We start from the raw sequence: 22,086 nt of genomic DNA on the forward strand, positions 1-22,086 counted from the left end.
CGGGTGGGTATATTCTTAGCGTTAATATAGAAATCACGGTCGTAACCGCTAGTTTATTTTTAGTGTTTTGCTATTTGCATCATATTTGGCTGGGATAAATAACATGGTGCGGAAACCGCTTTTCGATTGCCCACTCATGTTTAATTTTATCTAACCAATAACCCAGTTGTTGTTGCAAAAATAATAAATCTGCCACTGGAATTTGTTCTGGAGTTAGCGGCGTTAATTGATAAGGGTCTTGTTTTATATCGAATAAATTCATTATTTTACCGGCCTTATCTAACACGTATAAATACTGATCGGTACGCACACCTAATTGTGAACTTTGACCATAATAAAGGCTAGATAACGGTTTAGCGGGTTGGTTGTCAGTCGCTATTAATAAGTCGCTATAATCAACGCCATCAAGATCACTCGGAATCGCATCATCTAAATTAAGTAAACCTAATATCGTTGGCATAAAGTCAGGTACACCAATTAATAAATCATTGATGTGAGGTTTGATGCGATTATCGAGTGTTACAATTAAGGGAATACCAATTGATTCTTCGTAGGCAAAATTCTTAGTCATTAAGCGATGACTACCCATCATTTCACCGTGGTCAGCGGTAAACACAATGAGCGTGTTTTTATCGAGCCCTTGTGCTTTAAGCTTTTCAATTACACGACCTATTTCTCGATCAACCAGTGTTACCATCGAAAAATGATAACGCGCAAATTTTTCAGCTCTGGCTATATCAACATTAGGTCGATTTAATAACGTTTCGATTGCGACATCTTTATAGTATTTATTATAAATGCCTTCATCAGTATCAGACATTTGCTTGTAAGGTGAATGCGGTGGATCCATGGTCCAAATTAAACTAAAGGGTTTGGAATTATCGCGCTGTGCACGTGAATTATCGATGTAATCAATAATGACATTGGCTTGATCGACAGCTGAATACACGCGTGGGTAAAAGGGTTGACCATCGCGTTTGCCTTTACTTAAATAAGTGTCGTTTGTATAAACTAACGGGCTTTTATGATTATGCCCAATTGATTGATACCAATATTCAATGCCCTGACGCGCCGGACCTGGCGGAATATAACTGTCGTACTTTGTGCCTTGTAAAAAATGACCGCCTGGTGCTTCAGTTGTACCCACGTATTCATTTTTGTTATTCATTAAAGGTAAATTATTATTCCAATGGCCTTTACCAACTAATGCGGTGTTATACCCTTTTTGAGCTAATACTTCGGTTAATGTGGTGATATCTAGCCGTAACCCAACGTTAGGTCTGTCGATTCGCGTATTATTAGTTACGCCATTATTGTTCGGAAACCGACCTGATAACAGCATGCCTCTAAACGGGCTGCACAGTGGATAATTTGCAATCGCTTGGTTAAATACCGCGCCTTGTTGTGCCAGTTTATCTAAGTTTGGTGTAAAAACGTAATCGCTTGTACCTAACAATGCGTTTTTAAATTCTGGCTGTTGCCATAAACTCAGTGAAGCTCTGCGCATTTGATCAGCAACAATAATGATTACGTTTGGTTGTTCAACGTTAGTTTTGTTTTTTGCTTCTGCTTGAACTGATTGTGTCTGGGCTGTTTCTGTGTGAACGATGTCCGACTGATTTAAGGCTGCACTTTGTGATCCACAACCGGCTAACAGGTTTACACCCAAGCACATCAATGCACACAGCCATGTAGTTAGGTTACGGTTTTTAAAGTTAATCACATTCTATCCTTTTTATATTTAACTCAAACGGTATTCGCTTTGCACGCTATCTTGCTTATTCAAAAATGGGTTGTTTAAAACACTTATGTATAAAAACAGTTAAACAAAAACACAAATCAGGTCATAAGAAATCAAATATAACACCAAATACAATTAAATATAATCATTTAGTTTACATTTTTATCACGTCTATTTAAAAAACTAAAAATTATTAGTGGCTATTGAATAAAGCGTGATTATTGAACAATAAAAAAGATGAATTTAAAAAGGGTATGGATAAAAATGATAGAGACAATTATTTCGAGGCGCATTGATTTTTTCTATGCGTATAACTAATAAAGCGTTGTTGGACGAGAATCTGAATATTGATAATGCAGCCAAAGTTCAGGGCGATCTAGTGGCACACTCGGGGGTAAAAGTGGGTTTTGTAAACGAATAATCTTTCGATTACCCGTTAAAAATTGTTTAAGTATATCGCGATGATGTTTGGCAAAAATAGTATCAAACTGGCCATTGGCTATTATTTTTTCAAAGCCTTGGGTTAAAGTTCGCGCTAATTCGTTATTGTTTTTTGCAACATAAAAATAAAAGCAGACCGGGTAAGTCAGCAGTAAATGCGGGTCAACCGCAATCGACAGCTGATATTCTTTTTTATATAACTCAGCTTCTCGTGCAGCTTCTAATATCGACATCGGAAAATAATCAAAGCGTTGCTTGTGCAACATTAGAAATAAACCAACCAAGTTAGTGCCTTTGATCGGTTCAATACCATTGTATTCTAATATTTTATTATCTGTCCACGTATGAAACATGCCAGGTTTGTAAACTTTAAGCTGATTTAACGAATTGATATCTCGAAATTTATTTATATTGTCATTGTGCACTAACACAACACGCCAGCCACTTAACCCCTTCATAATGGGTATTTGGATAGCTTGATATAAATCTACCCGTTCTTGTGTAGCATAACCGATTGTAATATCGATATCAGTTTGAGCGGTTAAAAACTCAAAAGCACGCTGGTGGGGGATTGATAAAGGATAACGCTTAGCTTGATAAACGCCGGGTTGACTATGATCTAAAATAGCTTGTAATAGCTCGGTGTGATAAGCGTCTCGGTAGACACCAAGCCCACGATAAACGATATCTTGCGCGTAGCAAAATTGAACACTAAGTAACGCGAAAACACCCCACTTTGCCCAACTAAACACAGCTAACCTCAATATCTAAAGTTAATCACTTTAAAAAGAGTATAGCCTAAACAAATGATAGCGCCTGTTGCTGTGCTTAATGATATGCATAAACTACAAATAACAAAAAAAACAACATGGCAGATTTACCAAAATCACGTCAAGATGCGATTGCAGCATCTTGAGTGACTTGGATTAAGTTACTTGAGTGAAGAGACTTGGGTATCTAACAGAAGCTGCGACCATTTGGGTCAACGAGCATCATAAAGATGCTCTTCTTCTAATAAAGATAATCATCGCTAAAAACAACATAAATAAAGGCGCGTTACTGCCACCTGAACCACCACCTGATGTTTCGGTGGGTTGGGTAGGCGTATCAGGCGTTGTGTCAGGCGGTGTTGTGGTATCGGGTGGTGTCGTTTCAGTTGGTTTAGCCGATACCGTCAAAGTTGCCGTTGCCTCAGCGGTTGCATCACCACTGTCGGTTACAACCGCTTTTATTGTATAAGAGCCAGCAACTAACCCATTCAAAGCCGAACTACTTTGATTCCATTCAAATGGCGCACTGGCATCTTCATTAATCACGGTGTTGTTTATGTATAACGTCACGTGTTTAATACTACGGGTTGTCATAGGTGTTACCGCGTCAACCGTAAAAGCCAGTGCGCTATAACCTTCTTCAAGCGTCTGAGTCCCTTTAATAAAGCTTATGGTTGGCGCAACCACTTTTTCTTGCACGATAAATTGTACGCTCGCTTGTGCCGTGATCCCTTCATTATCAGTTGCGATTGCTTTAAGTGTATGGGTTCCAGGTGAATATCCCAATAGTTCATTTTTAAGCGTGTCGTTATGGCCCCAGTCATAAGGCGCAACTGATTCTTGACGTATTAAGGTGTCGTTTACAAATAACTCAACCTTAGTGATGTTACGCCCATCAATTGGCGAAGTTGCCGCGACATTCAACGATAAGCTAGTGTAACCTTCTTCAACCGTTACATCCCCCTCTGGAAAACTAACACTTGGGGTTGGGTCTATTACCGTTAAAGGTATCGAAGCTTCAGCAGTATCACCTTGGCTGTCAGTCACTTTAGCTTTTAGGGTGTAATTCCCTACCGCTAAGCTGGCTAATGGTGTGCTAGTTTGCGTCCAAACATAAGGTGAAGTCACCTGAGTAGAAATCAATTGATCATCTAAATATAAATCGACGCCTGTGATCGTACGGGCAACATCAGGTGTGGTTGCGTTAACTAAAATGTTAACACTACTATAGTCGATTGATAGCGTTAATTCAGATTCAGAAAAACCAATCGTCGGGGTTGGCTCAACCACTTTTAATGTCATAAAGGCTTCAGTTGTTTGTCCTGCACTGTCGGTTGAAACAACTTTTAATGCATAATTACCGACGGGTAAGCTCTGTAATTTAATATCGGCTTCAGACCATTGAAACGGAGCCGTATTTTGTGTTGAGACTAATTCGCCATCAATATATAAAGCAAGACTGCTGATGCTCACAGACGAATCTATAACAGAGGCCGTTGCATTTACATTTAAGCTTGCATAACCCTTTAGCGCGGTTAGCTCTGTTTCATCAAAAGAGACCGATGTTTGCGATAAACCCAGATCGATCACTTGCAGGTGAAGTGGTCTTTCAGTGCCTGAAGCAGCTTCCATTAAGTAGTAATATACTTTCCCGCCTTTAGCGTGAGGTACACCATGTTGAAAATTCGTGGTGGTGGTGGTATCCGTATAAATACGGGTAAATGTATTGGTACCGCCTTTAGCCACTTCAACATAAGGCTTTTTATTTTCTAACCCGATAATGTATACGTCATCACCAATGGCATTGATTTCAGAAGCGCCACTAATACCAGGAGCATGAATAAAATCAGTGGCGCCAGCCGGTTTATATAAGTGACCGTATACGGTTTTATTAAATTCGTTGTCTTTTACCTTGTGAATAAAGTGGAGGTCACCTTTATCTGTTACCGTCCAGTCAAAGTTGCCAACAATATGAACCTTGCCTGGTGGAGTACCCGAGCTGTTAGCCGCATTAGATGTTGTTTCTACTAAATCGCCCGGCTCGAATACCTTAATTTCATCTGCATCAACCAGTGGCCATGTAATTTGTTTGCCAGTGTGGTCGCGCCAAATATTGTTTGCGGCATCGTCTAAGTAGGCGTAATAAATACCGTTTTGATATTGAAACTTGTCGGTATTGTTGCTGCTACGTCTTTGAAAACCAACACGCAGCTTGCCATTAACGTATTTCATTTCACCATACAAACCCCAGTTATAAACAAGGCCATGACTTTTCTGATTACGATGATTAAAAGCTTCAAACAAGCTCCACTTTTGTGAGGATGCATCATAACTATTGTAATAATAGGCACCGTTATTATTGCCACCCCAACGCATAAAATGCAGTAAGTCACCTTCTTTGGTTTCAAAAAATTTAGGGTAAGTTAATGAAGCAAAATTAGCTTTATCAGCTAAATCACCGTTCATTGTCAGGTGTTTGTAATCATCTGCCCCAGTACTGATCGCACTCGTGTCTTTAACAAATTGTTTTTCTAGTGTGAATTCATCATCAGTTACTTCGGCAGCACCGGGTAAACTAAAGCTGTAGCGAAAAAAATCGTCTTTAAATCTATCATCGTCAAATTTTGCATTTGGGATGCTGTTGTCGTCATAGGCATGTAAATCGTACACCATATGAATGGTGCCATCTTTAGGGCTAACCGCTAAACCTATTGTATTGTGTGATTCACCAATCCACCAGTTGCCTTGAAAACCATTATGTTGATGTGGAAATTCAATGGTTTTGACTACACCTGTATTGGTATCTAATCGAGATAACATGACGTGGCGGTCATCTTTACCACCCCGATACCAAGTCATAAAAACATAGTGCTTATAAACTTTAACTGAATCGCCATGCGCTGAAATGCTACCACCAAATTTGTAGTGATATAGCGAGTCGTCTTTTAGTTGCTGAGTTGTTAATTTGGGGCTTTGTCTATCAATATCTGTGCCATCAAAATGCAAAGCGTTGTCTGCAATTTTAGTTGATGACTGTAAGGTCACGGCCGCGTTTACGCTGGCCGATGATAATAAAAACAAACCGGCTGTTACACTTGTCAGTATTTTTGATAACCGTAAACGGGCTGTATCGTTAATAATCATTTTGTTAACACCTTTAATTATTTATTAACTTAAACTAAAACGATACTATCATTAATATTCACAACTTATCAAAAACAATCAACATAAATTATAACTAATCGTGAACAATTGAAGTTTAATTAGAGCGCCCTTCGCATAAAGCATCGAATAAAACACACCAAATGATTGGATTTTGAAGGGAATGTACAGAGGTGTTAACTGAGGTGTTTGGCAGGCGAATTGAACCCTACGCACTTGTTATCGTGTAGGGTTGGTTCTGTATGATTTATTTACATTATATTAAGCGTTAATCAACTTCACCGTTTAATATCAAACCTTAATACCGTGGTTAAATTTTTGCGGTCAACGGCCATACCCTCTACCATTTTAGGCTTATATTGCCACGGGGCTAATGCATTAACGGCAGACTGATTAAAAATAAGCGCAGGGTTGGCCTCAATAATGTGAATATTTTTAACATTGCCTGTCGCGTCAACATCAAAACGCATTTTTACCCAACCACTTATGCCCTTACGAGCGGCGTCGATCGGATACTTCGGACTAGCACGTTTAACAACTATGCTATTTTTGTTAGCTGGTTTATGCTGATTAACACTTAGCTTTGATTTATCAGCTGTAGCTGAGCAGCCCGCTAATAAACTGAATAACATCACTAAATAGATAAATTTCATCACATCCCTTTTTAATACCAATTCATATAAATAAGTGCTCTCTCAGAATGCATCCAGCGGTTTTTGAACAAGGCGTCGGTGTGTAGGAATGGTTGTTCCCTTTCAAATACCGATAACGCAGGTCAAAAGCCGCTGGGGCATTCCTTTCAGGCGAGTTTTAAATGCGCTTACTCTGTGTTGCTCGAACTCAAAAGAGCACCACTATTCTTTCATTCAAGTGCCTTGATTAAGCGCATTTAAACGCTCGCTGAGTGGGCACTTATTATTACGGATTGGTATAACTTAATATATTTTAATAAAAATCAACGCTGACCATTTCGTTGTTAATACGTGAGCCAGCGAAGATTTGTTAATGTTTATAGTCAAAGCGATCGGGTTTTAGGGGAAGCCGTCAAGCTTCGAGACCCCATGAGCATATGCTCTACTATGTGATTGGGGCGAGTAAGCGCTGACAATGAACCATAAAACCTGAGCGAAAAGACTATATTTGATTATTTTATTTGATTAAAGACGCATCGGCTTTTAGGCGCTTAACCGGCCCCTTATCACCCAATAAATAAACCTTGCGCCAATCTTGATCTTTAACTTTAGCGGCAACAATCACTCGCGCATCTGGGTGGGCGTTTTCAATAATCGATGTTAGTGCCCAAGTTGCATTTTTACGGCGTAATAACTCTTTACCTTTTGTAAAGGTTTCACCGCCATCGGTACTATTCCAATAAGCAATAATGCCGTCATTATTATCTTCATAACCTAGTGTAAAAGTTAATGCTTCGGGTGAGTTAAAAAAGAAATCCCCCCGTGCATCAACGTTGTCTAATCGAGTTTGTTGATTGATCGGTTTACCACCAACCCACTCTGTACCTGTCCATTTATAATAAGCCGTTTGTTTTGGCCCGCCTGTTTTTTGACCCAAATCGATGCCAATATTAGTAGCAATATGCGGATACCCATTAGCGTCTAAATGGGCTGAACCATTGAATGTCCAGTCTGCCCCGGTACTAGCCACTAAGGTTTTGGCATTTGCTTCTTCACGTGTTAACGGCATATTAAGCTTTTCACCTTGCACATTACGCCACGTATTTTTTTGAGTATCAAATGCCATGTAGTATGCGTTATGACGCTCAGTTGTATGACCTCGGCTTGTGGCTTTGCCATCCCAACAGACGTGGTAATCAAAAGACACGATAATTTCATCGCCCTGACCTTTACCGACCCAGGCATACCAACTATCAACCGCTTGAATATCGTGACGGCGTTTATGTTTTAAAAACGAAACAGGCTCGGCAAAAGTGCGACCGTGATCCGTTGATTTTTGATATACCCAATCACTGCGGTGAGCACCATGACGATAGAATAAATAAATATCACCATTGTCCATTTTTACCGCTTGGTTATAAGTACCAAATGCAGGAATAGTATCGAGTGCTTCCCAGCTGGTAATGTCACGCGGATTTTTAGAAACCACATGCGCATTTCGCCCGCTGTGTATATTGCCTAATTCATTTATGCCATGTTCTTTAGTGCCGCCGTGACCACCAAAAAAAATGTGAATGTAACCTAAATCATCAATCAACATGGTCGGTTTACCATGATTATCAATTTTTTTACTTTTTGGATCTTTGCCTAATGCACTCACACCGGCTTTAAAGGGGCCTTGCCAAGTATCAGTTTGATGATTATATGCTGCAACATAAGGGTCCTCTAAAGGCCCTTGATAACTAACATAGGTAATACCGTCAAGATGAACACCGGCAGGATGCTGCACAACCGCGAGTGCATTGCCGATTGCATTATCAGCAAAGTGATCAACTTTATTGGCGTTTTGAGATGAAGCGTTATGGCTTGGCTGATTTTGCTCTGTGTTAGAACAACCCGTTAATAAAGTGCTTAATAACACACAAGCGCTTAAAAGCGTTTTACGTGTTGTGTATTCACGAATCATTTGAGATTTCCTAAATTGAAAGTAATGAATAATTAACAAATATTATACGCCACAAAAACACATTAACAATCAATAATAATCACAAACACGATAAATCCACTATATAGATTCATTTTTAATCAGCTTGTAATTTATTTCAAAAAACAGATTTACTCTTTACATTCAGCACCCTAGATAATAAAACCAAAACGAAAATGCAATAAAGAATATTAAGTCATTATAAACAGAAGACGTAAATTTTAATGTTTTGACTTAAATTGAGTTTACTAGAAGTTAAATATTCGTTAACGTATACAGTAATTTTAGCTAAGCAAGCTTGCGTCTTAGCACTCGCTTTGAGATCAATTACACAGTAGGACATTAAAATGGACAGACGGAAATTTATTACTCACTCATTAGCAGCGGGAATAGCCACAACGGGCTTAGCCGGTTGTTCAATTAATGGTGCTACAACCGCAGGCAATACGACCCATAATGTTAATGCTGTGGATGAGATACTGTCTTTAGCCGAGCGACAAAGATGGTTACGCCCGTTTTCTTGCAATATTGAGCAATGGTTTAGGCCTATGCCATTTTTAGATCGTATCAATGCAGCCAAAGCCCTAGGTTTTTCAGCGGTTGAAATATGGAACCCGCATCATGAAGCTAGGGGTAAAACCCCAGAAACGATCGCTCAACGCGCAAAAGAGCAAGGCATAAAAGTAACAACTTATTCACCCAGAGTGCCTGCATTAGCCGACCCCAAAAACGAAAGTTTAATCATGCCATGGTTAGATAAAACCATTGCCGCCGGCAAAACACTCAACGTAAAAAACTTTAACCTAACAGGTCACAAATTAGTGCCGGGGTTAAGCCTAGATGAGTTAGTGGCAAATTACACACATGCTTTAAAATTAATGGTGCCTCGATTAGAAGCCGAAAATATAACCGCCACCATTGAACCCTATAATCCTTCAAATCATAAAGGTGATTTTTTATACGGACATGAACCGGCGTTAAGTATTTGTCGTGAAGTTAATTCACCAAACGTGAAATTAAATTGGGACTTTTTTCATATGCAACGAACCAATGGCAACTTAATCACCAATTTAGAAAACGGCTTTGATCAAGTCACTTATATTCAGTTTGCCGACTCGCCCGGCAGAAACCAACCCGGCACCGGTGAAGTTGTTTATGATCGGGTCTTTACCCGACTGCGTGAATTAGGTTACCAAGGTTATATTGGTGCAGAGTTTTTTCCAAAAGATAAAGATCATTTAAAGGCCGCATCAGATATTGCTAAAATAGCTAAACGGATCAATTTAGCCGACGCCATCATAACGTAAGCTTTCGTTTTATGGGTATATACCTATAATTTGATGGTGTTATTTTTTATTAATACGCTTTAATTAATTAGTCGCTTCTCGTTAACAGGTTATTTGCCGTGTCAGCCAACCCGCTAAACAAATCGATAGCAAATGAAACAAATAGCGCACTACAAAACCGCTCTGCGGTTTTTGTTGAGTTATTTGAAGCAGACCGGTCTCGGCTCTATGCTTATATTTATGCTTACGTAATGGATAATGCGGCGGCAGATGATATATTTCAAGAAACCAGCATGACCTTATGGCGTGAATTTCATAAATTTGAAATTGGAACTCAATTTTCTAAGTGGGCAAATGGCATTGCTTTTAACCGCGTTTTAGTTTTTCGCCGTACAAATAAAAAATACACGTTAGGGTTAAGTGATGAACTCATTATGTCGATGAGTGCGACCATTGATAAAAATAGCGAAAACTCGCTCGTTAATAAATGGGCCTACCTGCAAGACTGCCGAGCGTTGTTACCACCAAACGATCAACAATTATATGACCGTTTCTATATCAAAAACCTTAAAGCACAAGCCATCGCAGATCAAACAGCCCGCTCTATATTTGCGATACGTAAATCGATTCACAAATTACGAAAAAAATTATTTGATTGTGTCGACCGTAAAAAGCATAAGGAACAATTGTGAAAATGGGAGTCGATCGCACTGATAAATTTGCAGACATTCGTGAAATAGCCGATGCCATTTGTAATCAAGAAGTCACACCAGAACAAGTTCAAGAACTTGAACAGTTACTGCTCGATAACGAAGAAGGCCAACAATTTTATTACGAATACATAGGCATGCATCTTCATATGCAATCAACGGCTGAACAAAACATGGAATTTGTTTATCGCCGCATGACCGAAGAATTTATCATGCGCCCAACACAAGCCGGATCAGATGAACTTGATCTGCAGACGTTCAATTCAGATGCCCCCAACTCAAATAGGCAACATAATAAAGCCGCCATAAATGCCACAATAAGCGCAACAAAAGAGCCAACAGAAGAACAACATCAGCAACCTCCTTTGCCGCCGATGAATGCAGCACCACAAGACAAAAAGCAAACAAAAAATAGCATGAGCATACTGGTTAGTGTGTTGGTTATTGTGCTGTTGATTATTTTATTCATTTTAAGTTGGTTTGTGCTCAACCCCACCACTACCGCTTTTACCGCTGAAATAAAACAAGGCCACTTATCAATCGTTGAACAAGGCAAAATTAACGCTAAACACATTTTTGCAGGCGAATACAAAGTTGAACAACCGACAATACTCAGCTTACAAAACGGCGATCACTTTCAATTTGGCGCGCATTCACAATTTAAGCTCTTTAATAAAAACGAAATACAGCTCAAACAAGGGTCACTAACCATTACCTCTGCATCTGGCAACAATATTATTGTGCATGCCCCCAGCTTTACGCTTTATTCTAATGGCGATGCGTTGTCTATTAATTTAACCACCGATAATCCCGATATTATTGTTGGTAAAAATACCTTGTTATTACCGAGTCGCTGGCGACCTAACCATTACTGGGCCTTTGAAAGCGCTAACGAATTAGCCATAGATTCGGCCCACAATGCCTACGGTAAACCGGGTATCGGCGCAAAAAGAACAGAAGGATTATTAGGCCAAGGCGCATTTCAATTTGACAACAGCAAACACGCCAGAATTGATGTCGGTAGTGGGGGCGGCACCGCACCGGCCACAGGGTCGTTTGCGGTTAACGATGGGGTTACTATTGAAGCATTAATACGCCCTGAATACACCGGCTTGCGCAGCGAAATAGATGAAATATTCCGCAAAGATCAAGAAGACCGTGAAATGCGTATGCTGCTTAGTTTTCAGCATGATGTTGGCAAAGCGTATTTACGACCGAAAGGTATATACCAAGAAAGCTTGAGTTTTGGTTTATACATTGTAGGGCAAGGTTACCATGAATTAAAATTACCGCTTGATGGCAAAGAAGGTCGCCCCACTTTAGCGGAATTAAAAGATGGTAACACCTACCATATAGCAGCCACTTATCATGTTAAAACAGGTATCAAATCTATCTATATTAACGGTATTGAGCATGCCTCTTATCATTATCCGCCGGGGTCTAAAATGTTAAGTGGGGGTTCGGGTAGAGCGTCTATCGGTAATAATCCTGCTAAAAAACGCTGGCAACATGAAGCGTTTTCTGGCGTGATTGACGAAGTCGCTTTTTACGATTTTGCCCTACCGAGTTACATGCTAAAAGAACACTTTAGTCAGATAAAAGCGGGCCGAAACTATTTTGGTTTTATGCCAAGTTCAGCCTCGCTACCCAAGCAAATAAAAATAGCATTGCCGCCATTAACCCGCATATCAATAGACTCACTAACGGGTTTACCTAATGAAGTGCTTAACGCTAATTTAGCCACACCTGCAATCCAGTTTAAACCGTTAAGGTAGTTTAATATACCCAAGTGATTTGGGTATATTTACCGCGGTATTTCATCGCAAACTTTAAAAAAGAACAATATTTTTGTTGAAGGGGTATCAATGTTTAAGTTAGCTGACTATTCCTGTTAAGACACCTGCATACCCTGCAGTCAATATCACATTTTATAGGTATACAAATAATGTCGTCCAAAAACGCGATTATCAAATTTATCTCTGCGGCCGTATCGTTGCCCTTATTAATGAGCTCGGCTATAACCGGTGCGGAAGAATTATCAGCTGAAGCATTCGAAAACCCACCTCTAAATTATAAGCCTAAAACCTGGATGCACGCCATGAATGGTAATTTAAGCAAACCCGGTTTTACTGAAGATTTTAAAGCCATGAAAGAGGCTGGTGTGGGTGGCGCTATTTTTTTCCATGTTCACCGACGCAACAAAGACTACTCTTCTCGAGGGCCAGTACGCTTTGGCACAGACGAATTTTACGATACCTTAGTGCATGCTGCCGCCGAAGCCGATAAAAATGATATCGAATTTGGTATACACAATGCAGATGGCTGGACATCCAGCGGTGGCCCTTGGGTTACACCTGAAATGTCAATGAAGCGTATTACATGGTCAGAACAAGCCGTAAAAGTAAATAGCAGCCAAACGCAAAAAACCATAATGCCGCCACAACCGGGCTTTGCTGAAGGCTTATATCACGATATAGCAGTTATCGCTTTACCTGAAAATGAATTTAACCAAAGTAACATTTTTGCTAATGCTAAATTCACCGCCTCTGATCCTACACTCAATGCCAGTGTGTTAGCCGATAACGATTGGGATACCGAACTTGAGTTTATCAAAAATAAAAAAGGTGAATACTGGATCCAAGTAGAGGTTGATGAAGCCACCACTTTACGCAGCTTGCAAATCGAAACCCCGACACGTCATGGTGAAGGTGCATTGCAAATATCAAATGATGGTAAAAATTTCACCACGGTTGTCGAAAAATTAAGACGCCCACGCACCGGCGCTAGAATGTGGGCCTTTAGCCCGCAATTAGTCAATGACAAGCAAGATGGCTACAAAGCAAAATATTTCCGGTTTGTATTTGATAAACCCATTATATTAAAACGTTTTGATTTATGGGCTGTACCCCGCTTTGATCATTGGTTATCAATGAATTCAATGGAGCGCGGTCGGCTTAGTTTAACCCCTAAAATAACCCCCGCAGCCATCACTAAAGCTGAAGATGTGCTTGTTATCAACCAAGGCGAATTACCTAAAGAAGGCATTAAATTACCCCAAGGTAACTGGCGCGTTTTACGTTTTGGTTATACCAGTACGGGGGCGTTTAATGTGCCCGCTACCGTTGAAGGCGAAGGCTTAGAAGTTGATAAATTTGATGCTAAAGCATTGCAGTATCACTTTGATCAATACGTAGGTAAATTGGTTAAAAAAGTACAAGCCAAAGGCATTAAATCACTTAAAACAACCGAGATAGACAGTTACGAAGTCGGCGGGCAAAATTGGACCCAAGGGTTTGATAAAACCTTCAAAGCCAAATTTAATTATGACTTAATCACTTGGCTACCGACCTTTACCGGCCGAGTGATCGAATCACCTGAACATACCGGTGCAATTTTACAAGAAGTGCGTCAGCATCAGTCTGATTTAATGGTCGAGAATTACTTTGGTGAATTTACCCGCCTTAGCAAAGCCTATGGTTTAGAATCTTATATTGAACCCTACGGTTGGGGGCCATTTGATGAGCTTGCGTCAGGCGGCAAAGCCGACCGTTTAATGGGTGAATTTTGGGTAAGAGATACCGTATATAATGGGCGTGTATCGGCCGCCATTTCGTCAGGCCATATTTACGGTAAAAAAATTATATCAGCCGAATCATTTACCTCAATTAACACCGTCAATTGGAAAGGTCACCCTTACTTTTATAAACATTACGGCGACAAAATGTGGGCTCGCGGTATAAACGAAACCATGTTTCATCGCTTTGCACATCAACCTAATAATCACATTAAACCGGGTATGACCATGGACTCAATCGGTTCACATATCGATCGCACCCAAACATGGTGGAATAACGGAGGGGTTTCGTGGTTTGATTATTTAGCCCGGGGCTCATACTTATTACAACAAGGTGTGCCCGACGCCGACTTTTTAATTCACTTAGGCGATGTGGCACCGCTACGGGTCGGTAATGGTAATAATACCGGCGTACCCGATGGTTTTGGCTACGACTACACCAATACTGATGTATTACTTAATCGTGTAAGCGTAAAAGACGGTTGGTTAGTCTTACCAGAAGGCACACGCTATCGAGCTTTAGAGTTAAATCGCACAGACTATGTGCACTTAAAAACGATAAAACGTGTGCAAGCATTAGTAGCCGCCGGTGCCACTGTAATAGGTAAAAAACCAAAACACATTATTGGTTTTAGTGAATGGCCGCAACAAGCCGAATTTAAACAAATTGTTGACGAACTGTGGGGCGATGGCAGCCCTGCTATTCGTGCCTATAAAAAGGGCCAAATCAGCAGTTGGTCATTAACCGACTCAATAACCCGCCTAGGTTACCAACCCGATGTTAAGCTCAACGGTAAAGCTGCTAAATTTTTTGCTCACCGCAAAATCGATGGCAATGATTTGTATTATTTCTACAACGACCAACCTGAATTTAAACACCTTGTGGTTAACCTACGTGAGGGTGATGGCCAACCCGAGATCTGGAATATAGACGACGGTAGCATAGAACAATTAACACGCTTTCGTCGTGATGATAAACGCCTAATCACCGAATTAGCCTTAGAACCCTATGCCGGTCGATTTATACTAATAAGGCGTGACCATAAACACCCTAATTACACGGGCACACATTCACAGTTAGTTAAAGCGGTTTATCATCAAGAAGGCACCGAATTAACCGGCCCATGGACAGTCAAGTTTGATCCTAAATGGGGAGGCCCTAAATCAGTCACGTTTAATAAATTAATGGATTGGACAACCCATACTGATACCCGTGTTAAACATTATTCTGGCACCGCTCATTACCTTAAATCGTTCAACGTATCGGCTAACGATATCAAACCGAATACACCGCTTTATCTTGATTTAGGTGATGTTCAACAGATTGCTGAAGTCAGCGTGAACGGCAAAAAAGTCACCACTTTATGGAAACCGCCATTTGCTGTTGATATCAGTTCATTTGTAAAACCAGGCACTAACCAATTAGACATTGCAATCACCAATACTTGGGTCAATCGCTTAATTGGTGATGAAGCCCTACCCGATACCAGTGGCTATAAAATGGTGGGTGATACGGTTCCGTGGTTAAACAATAATCAAAAACCACCTAAGAGCGAACGTGTTACGTTTACCGGTTATAACTTCTTCAAAAAAGATAAATCAAAAGTCTTACAAAGTGCGGGTTTATTAGGTCCGGTTACTTTAAAAACACCATAATGTTTTAACTCAATCACATTGAAAAAGTCATAAGCAAACAACGTTAAATAAACGTTGTTTGCTTATTCCAATTCATATAAATAAGTGATCGCTCAGAGTGCATCCAGCGGTTTTTGAACAAGGCGTCGGTGCACTTCAGGCATCCTGCCTTTCGCTAAAGCCATCAAAGCTGTTCAAAAATGTATCAGACATTTTTGTGTAGGAATGCTTGTTACCTTTGAAATACCGATAACGCAGGTCAAAAGCCGCTGGGGCATTCCTTTCAGGCGAGTTTTAAATGCGCTTACTCTGTGTTGCTAGAACACAAAAGAGCACCTCTATTATTTCATTCAAGCGCATTTAAACTCTCGCTAATTTGGGGTTAATCACCGATTTGGCCCGCCAATGTCGAATTATCTTCAATCAATATAATACTAAGCTTTACCATGGCTTGAGGTTTATATTTATATGTAGGTTTCACCAGAGGTGACATGAGATCAAAAGCACACCTTTTAAATTAACCAATAGAGTAATATAGGAAAAATGATAACAAATCACTGAAGTGTTAAATAAAGCGATTGAATCACGCCCTAGGCAGATGAAACGACGATTAAGGGTATTAATTCGCTTTATATTTACGCCAGCTACCAAATTGGCTAATGTTAGTTTCGGTGTTTGCATACCCTTCGGCAATAAACCCCGTTAACCAGCGACTATCTTTTAACTCAACTTTACCGATACCCAGCGGTTGAGCAATGCCGGTTACAAACGAGCCAAATGATTCAATCGGCAAGCGCCAAACTTCCACTTCAAAACTAGCGCCTTCATCTACTCGGATCATGGCTGGGCGCTCCACTGCCCCCGGCACTGCGTACATTTCATAATGTGCAGCAGTTTGTGTTTGTTCAATTAAAACCGCCTTACGATCCGTTAATTGCCAATTTAAAGCCATGCCCGATAAGTGAGCTCCGCACACAACAAGGTCAACAAAAGCTGAATTATCAGCTTCTAATTTAGGGTGTTCAAAATATGGAAAATCCGTAGCGCCGAGTGTTAAGTTGGCTTGTGACTGAATGCGCGCAGCCAACGTTAACAACGCTTGGTCTGTCATCGCCTGCCCAAATAACGTAATACCAAAGGGCATTTTCTCCGTCGTTAAACTTGTTGGCACCGCAATCGCGGCATAATCGAGTAGATTCATAAAGTTAGTGTAATAACCTAATTGAGAATTAAGTTTGATAGGCTCGGCTTCAACTTCTGCAATTTTAAAATGACGACCCGCCGTTGGCGACACCAAAACATCAACTTGATTAACTAATTTATCAGCCTCAATTTTTAACGCCTGTAACTTATATAACGCCGCAAACGCATCTGTCGCATTGGCTTTATTGCCGGCACTAATAATTGTGCGAGTGACATCAAGCATCGCTTCAGGTGTTGATTCAATAATGTCTTGCGTTGCTAAATAACGTTCTGCCACCCAAGGCCCCTCATACAATAATTTAGCAGCGTCTAACATAGGTGAAAAATCGAGTTCGACTTTAGTTCCACCTAAACGTTGCAGCAAAGCTACCGCATGGGTAAATTCAAGTTGGTAACGATCACTACCAAAAAATTGTAATTGCTCAGCCAACGGCACCGCAAAAGTAAACTCAGTATTAAGTTTAACGGGTAACTGATTAGCAGGCGGATTTTCGCGAGCAAAACAATCAGAGTCGTCGTACTGGGCAGCCACTTGAAACACCGTATTGGCATCATTAGCCGTTAACGCAAAAATACTCACGCAATCTAAACTACGACACGCCGGCACAACACCCGTGGTAGACAACACTCCTTTACTCGGTTTTAACCCCACCAAGTTATTAAAACAAGCTGGAACACGTCCCGAGCCAGCAGTATCGGTACCCAAAGCAAAGCTCACCAGTCCTTTAGCGGTTGCCACTGCCGACCCAGAGCTCGACCCACCCGAAATATAGCTTGGGTCAAACGCGTTTGGTGTGGCCCCATAAGGTGAACGCGTGCCAACTAAGCCCGTCGCAAATTGGTCTAAATTCGTTTTACCCAACGGAATAGCACCCGCATTAATGAGCAGCTCAACCACAAAAGCCGATGACTCTGGTGTATAACGATAAGCATCACAAGCCGCCGTTGTGGGTACGCCTGCTAAATCAATGTTGTCTTTAATCGCAAATGGCACGCCATATAACGGGTGAGTCTCGGGCGATTTATCTTTTAATAAATGAATGTAGCGATTTAACTCAACGTCTGATAATAAATGAATCCACACCGATTCAAGTTTCGAAGCTTGCAAACGTAACTGCTTAATTAAAATATCAGGGGTGGTTTCACCCGACTTATAAGCTTGCTGTAAAGAAGAAATACTCAAATTTTGTTGATTTATATACATTTAATTTAGTCCTTTGTTGTAATACAAGCGTTACAGCGATTGCGTTTCTAATATGAGCAGCGCTTGCCCTGCGTGAACTTGTTGACCGGCTTTAACCAATACTTTAACCACCTTTGCTTGTTCAACCGCACTCACATCGATTTCCATTTTCATCGATTCAAGCACAACTAATGAGTCACCGGCTTTAGTCAAACTGCCAGCACTCGTTAACACTTGCCAAACACTGCCGGCAGCACTCGATTCAACCAAATATTGATTTTCGGCTAATTCAATGGTTTGGCTATTGCCGGTTTCTTCCGCTTCAAATTGATAATTTAATTGCCCTGTTGCTTTCCAATTTTCCATTTCATTTGCAAAGGCCGCTTCACGTTGTTGACTAAACTGTTTAATTTCAGCGTCTCGTTCAGCCCATTGTTGGCTTAGTTCTGGCATTGAAATAACGCTTTTCTCAATTTTAGGCTGCCAATTCCCAATCGGGAAATCAGCTCGAATTTGCATTAATTCTTCGTTAGAAACGGGATAAAAACGAATTTGATCAAAAAAACGTAACAACCAAGGTTGACTAAATATGTCGCTTTTTCGGTAACGGTTCCACATTTGAACGGTGCGACCAACAAATTGATATCCGCCGGGACCTTCCATACCATAAATACACATATAAGCACCGCCAATGCCCACTGAATTTTCAGCTGTCCAAGTCCGTGCAGGGTTATATTTAGTCGTTACCAAACGGTGGCATTGATCAATAGGGGTCGCAACCGGTGCACCTAAATACACATCGCCTAAGCCCAATACTAAATAGCTCGCATCAAAAACAATTTTTTTAACGGCTTCAATATCGGTTAGTCCATTAATACGCCGAATAAATTCTAAATTGGAAGGACACCAAGGCGCATCTTTACGTACCGATTGGGTATATTTTTCAATGGCTAAACGACAAGCCTCGTCGTCCCAGCTTAGCGGTAAATGAACCACCCGTGAGGCAAAACTTAACTGGCGAGTATCACCCAAATGAATATCTAATTGTTTTAATTCGGCAATTAAATCAGCAACAGGCAACACCAAACTATCGTAATGAATTTGCAGCGAACGAATACCTGGCGTTAGTTCTAACACCCCCGCTATATCAGCGGCCTCAACGGCCTCAAGCAACGCTTGTACTCGAGCTCGTAAGGTTAAATCTAAAACGAGTTCGCCATATTCCACCAACAAAAATTTATCACCGGCTTGACGAAATATCACATCAGGCTCACCATCATCAGTCACAAGTTCATCTAGCACTGGCGTTATGCTTTCAGTTGTCGAATATTGAATGCTTTGGTATTCCAATGTCGCGATCTGTTTAAGTTGTGCAGTTTCAATTAAATTAGCGGTTGGTAAATCAACCACCTCAAATTGAACATTGTTACCGGCTTTTAATTGCCCAAGCTTCCATAAATCTGCACTAATCACGGTGAACGGACAAACAAATCCGCCTAAACTAGGACCATCGGGGCCTAAAATAACCGGCATGTCGCCCGTAAAATCAACCGTACCAAAAGCATATGCATTATCGTGAATATTAGATGGGTGCAATCCGGCTTCGCCTCCGGTTTCTCTGGCCCAATCGGGTTTCGGCCCAATTAAACGGATCCCCGTACGGCTAGAATTATAATGAATCTTCCATTCATGCTTTTGAATTTGAGCAATATCGTTTGGTGTAAAAAAGTCAGGTGCACCATGCGGGCCATACATAACTCTTAGCGTACAATGTTCGCTGACGGACGTAACAATCTCGGCTGGTAAGTGGGCCACTCTATTAAACGTGGTGTCGGTATACAAATTAAGAAAATCACCGGTTCTTAACGCACGACCACAATGACCACCAAATTGACCTAACGTAAACGTACTCTTGCTACCTAAATAGTCGGGGCAATTAATGCCGCCTAAAAACGCAATATAAGCCCGAGCGCCCGCTTGCTTAACGCTGCCTGTTTTTAATAATTGGCCAGCTTTAACGTTAATGATTTGATTATTTTTTTGTTCAATATCATCTAGCCAAACATCAATATTCGCCCCCGTAATAACGACTTGAGTGTCTGAATAAAACTGTAAACTCGGACCTTGGATAGTGATCTCTAAACCGGCTGCCTCAGCCGCATTATTTAATAATCGATTACCTAAGCAAAATGAATAAAAATCGAAGGGGCCAGAAGGCGGAACACCAATATTCCAGTAACCGACACGCGCAGGGTAATCTTGCACGGTTGTCATCGTGCCCGCTTTTACCACTTCAAAACCACAGTAATCAGCACCAAACGTGTTTAAACTTTGGGTAAAAATTTGACCTTGACGAAAAATATCGGATTGAAGAATTTGCCTTACATAATCAATATTGGTGGTAATGCCATACAATGTTGAAGCGGCTAACGTTTCATCCAGTTTAGCGATGGCGCTATCACGATCAGCACCATGCACAATCACTTTGGCTAACATCGGATCAAAGAATGGCGACACGCTCATGCCCGCTTCTAACCAATGATCAATTCGTACAATATCGCCAGAACTTGTATTTTCAGGCCAGTCGACTTGCGTTAATAACCCGGCTGAAGGCTGAAAGTTTTTAACGGGGTTTTCAGCATAAACGCGGGCTTGTATCGCATGGCCTTGCGGCAATAACCCTTCAAGGTTTGATAAATCTAATGCAGAAGTCGAGGCTATTTTTAGCATCCACTCAACAAGATCAACACCATAAACCAACTCGGTTACGCCGTGCTCAACCTGTAAACGCGTGTTGACTTCTAAAAAATAAAATAAATCAGAATCTTGATCATAAATAAACTCGACCGTACCTGCATTTAAATAACAAATAGATTGCATTAACGATTTAGCCGTAGCCCACATAGCTTCGCGTGTTGCTTGCGATAAATTAGGTGCGGGGGTTTCTTCAACGACTTTTTGATTACGGCGTTGGCTAGAACAATCTCGCTCACCTAGAGTGACAACATGCCCGGCACCATTACCTAATACTTGCACTTCAATGTGGCGTGCTTTTTCAACAAACTTTTCTAAGAACACACCATCATTAGCAAAGTTTTGCGCACCTAAATGCTTAACATTATGAAAGGCTTTTTCAAGCTGACTAGGGGTATCACAGCGTTGCATGCCAATGCCACCACCACCCGCTGTGCTCTTAAGCATAACCGGAAAACCAACTTGCTCAGAAAAATGCATAACCTCATCTAAATCAGCCAACAAACCACTACCGGGCACTAAAGGCACACCAGCCGCTTCAGCTAGTTCGCGGGCTTGATGCTTAAGCCCAAAATCGATCATTTGCTGAGCACGCGGGCCAATAAAACAAATGTTTTGTTTAGCTAATTTATCGGCAAAGCTCGCGTTTTCACTTAAAAAACCATATCCAGGATGAATCGCTTGCGCCCCAGTTTGTTTAGCAATTGCAATGATTTTGTCTTGATCTAAATAAGTATGAGCAGCGCCGCCGTCACCTAAGCTAAAAGCTTGGTCGGCTTGGCGAACATGCAAAGATTCACGATCAGCTTCTGAATATACCGCAACACTTTTAATGCCGAGTTTTTTTAAGCTGCGAATAATACGGCACGCAATAGCACCGCGATTGGCAATAAGAACCGTTGTAAACATAGTTAGTTACTCAATTGTCGGGTCGTCCCGTTGCAAACTATGTGGAAACTAAGGTGTTTCCAAGTATTTAGGTCGTCCCAAATACTGTGCCTTGTGGGCGTT

11 protein-coding genes are annotated in these 22,086 nt (G+C 40.9%); 4 read left to right on the plus strand and 7 right to left on the minus strand.

Annotated features, from left to right (window positions below; translation table 11 throughout):
• Positions 1 to 79: 79 nt before the first annotated feature.
• From DPX34_RS06460 to DPX34_RS06480, 5 genes are all read right to left on the minus strand, one after another.
• Positions 80 to 1,723 (minus strand): sulfatase family protein, encoded by a 1,644-nt coding sequence (locus tag DPX34_RS06460; RefSeq protein WP_111977595.1) that lies wholly within the window; start codon positions 1,721 to 1,723, stop codon positions 80 to 82.
• Between the two features lie 332 nt (positions 1,724 to 2,055).
• Positions 2,056 to 2,934: a transporter substrate-binding domain-containing protein gene (locus DPX34_RS06465; protein WP_111977596.1), complete on the minus strand. Its 879-nt coding sequence runs from the start codon at positions 2,932 to 2,934 to the stop codon at positions 2,056 to 2,058.
• Between the two features lie 240 nt (positions 2,935 to 3,174).
• Positions 3,175 to 6,096 carry an Ig-like domain-containing protein gene (locus DPX34_RS06470; RefSeq protein WP_111977597.1) on the minus strand — a complete coding sequence of 974 codons (2,922 nt, stop codon included), beginning with the start codon at positions 6,094 to 6,096 and terminating at the stop codon, positions 3,175 to 3,177.
• Positions 6,097 to 6,392: 296 nt separating this feature from the next.
• Entirely contained in the window at positions 6,393 to 6,767 is a 375-nt protein-coding gene (locus DPX34_RS06475) for an energy transducer TonB (RefSeq protein WP_111977598.1), read from the minus strand.
• Between the two features lie 496 nt (positions 6,768 to 7,263).
• Entirely contained in the window at positions 7,264 to 8,712 is a 1,449-nt protein-coding gene (locus DPX34_RS06480) for a BNR-4 repeat-containing protein (RefSeq protein WP_111977599.1), read from the minus strand.
• 365 nt (positions 8,713 to 9,077) lie between these two features.
• Between DPX34_RS06480 and DPX34_RS06485 the strand changes: the two genes are divergently transcribed.
• The 4 genes from DPX34_RS06485 to DPX34_RS06500 all read left to right on the plus strand — a co-directional run bounded on the left by DPX34_RS06485 (position 9,078) and on the right by DPX34_RS06500 (position 15,956).
• Positions 9,078 to 10,037, plus strand: coding sequence for a TIM barrel protein (locus DPX34_RS06485; protein WP_111977600.1), 960 nt, complete (start codon positions 9,078 to 9,080; stop codon positions 10,035 to 10,037).
• Between the two features lie 98 nt (positions 10,038 to 10,135).
• Complete coding sequence (locus DPX34_RS06490) at positions 10,136 to 10,708, plus strand: sigma-70 family RNA polymerase sigma factor (RefSeq protein ID WP_111977601.1); 573 nt, start codon at positions 10,136 to 10,138, stop codon at positions 10,706 to 10,708.
• A 2-nt stretch (positions 10,709 to 10,710) separates the two neighbouring features.
• On the plus strand, positions 10,711 to 12,501 hold the full coding sequence (locus DPX34_RS06495; protein WP_111977602.1) for a LamG-like jellyroll fold domain-containing protein: 1,791 nt from the start codon (positions 10,711 to 10,713) through the stop codon (positions 12,499 to 12,501).
• A 170-nt stretch (positions 12,502 to 12,671) separates the two neighbouring features.
• Positions 12,672 to 15,956: a glycosyl hydrolase gene (locus DPX34_RS06500; protein WP_232824678.1), complete on the plus strand. Its 3,285-nt coding sequence runs from the start codon at positions 12,672 to 12,674 to the stop codon at positions 15,954 to 15,956.
• Between the two features lie 598 nt (positions 15,957 to 16,554).
• Here DPX34_RS06500 and atzF read toward each other — a convergent pair.
• Together atzF and uca are read right to left on the minus strand one after the other, a co-directional pair.
• Positions 16,555 to 18,342 carry an allophanate hydrolase gene (gene atzF, locus DPX34_RS06505; RefSeq protein WP_111977603.1) on the minus strand — a complete coding sequence of 596 codons (1,788 nt, stop codon included), beginning with the start codon at positions 18,340 to 18,342 and terminating at the stop codon, positions 16,555 to 16,557.
• A gap of 30 nt (positions 18,343 to 18,372) precedes the next feature.
• Entirely contained in the window at positions 18,373 to 21,984 is a 3,612-nt protein-coding gene (gene uca, locus DPX34_RS06510) for an urea carboxylase (protein ID WP_111977604.1), read from the minus strand.
• Positions 21,985 to 22,086: the final 102 nt, after the last annotated feature.

Source organism: Algibacillus agarilyticus (assembly GCF_003286125.1).
Lineage (GTDB): Bacteria > Pseudomonadota > Gammaproteobacteria > Enterobacterales > Alteromonadaceae > Algibacillus > Algibacillus agarilyticus.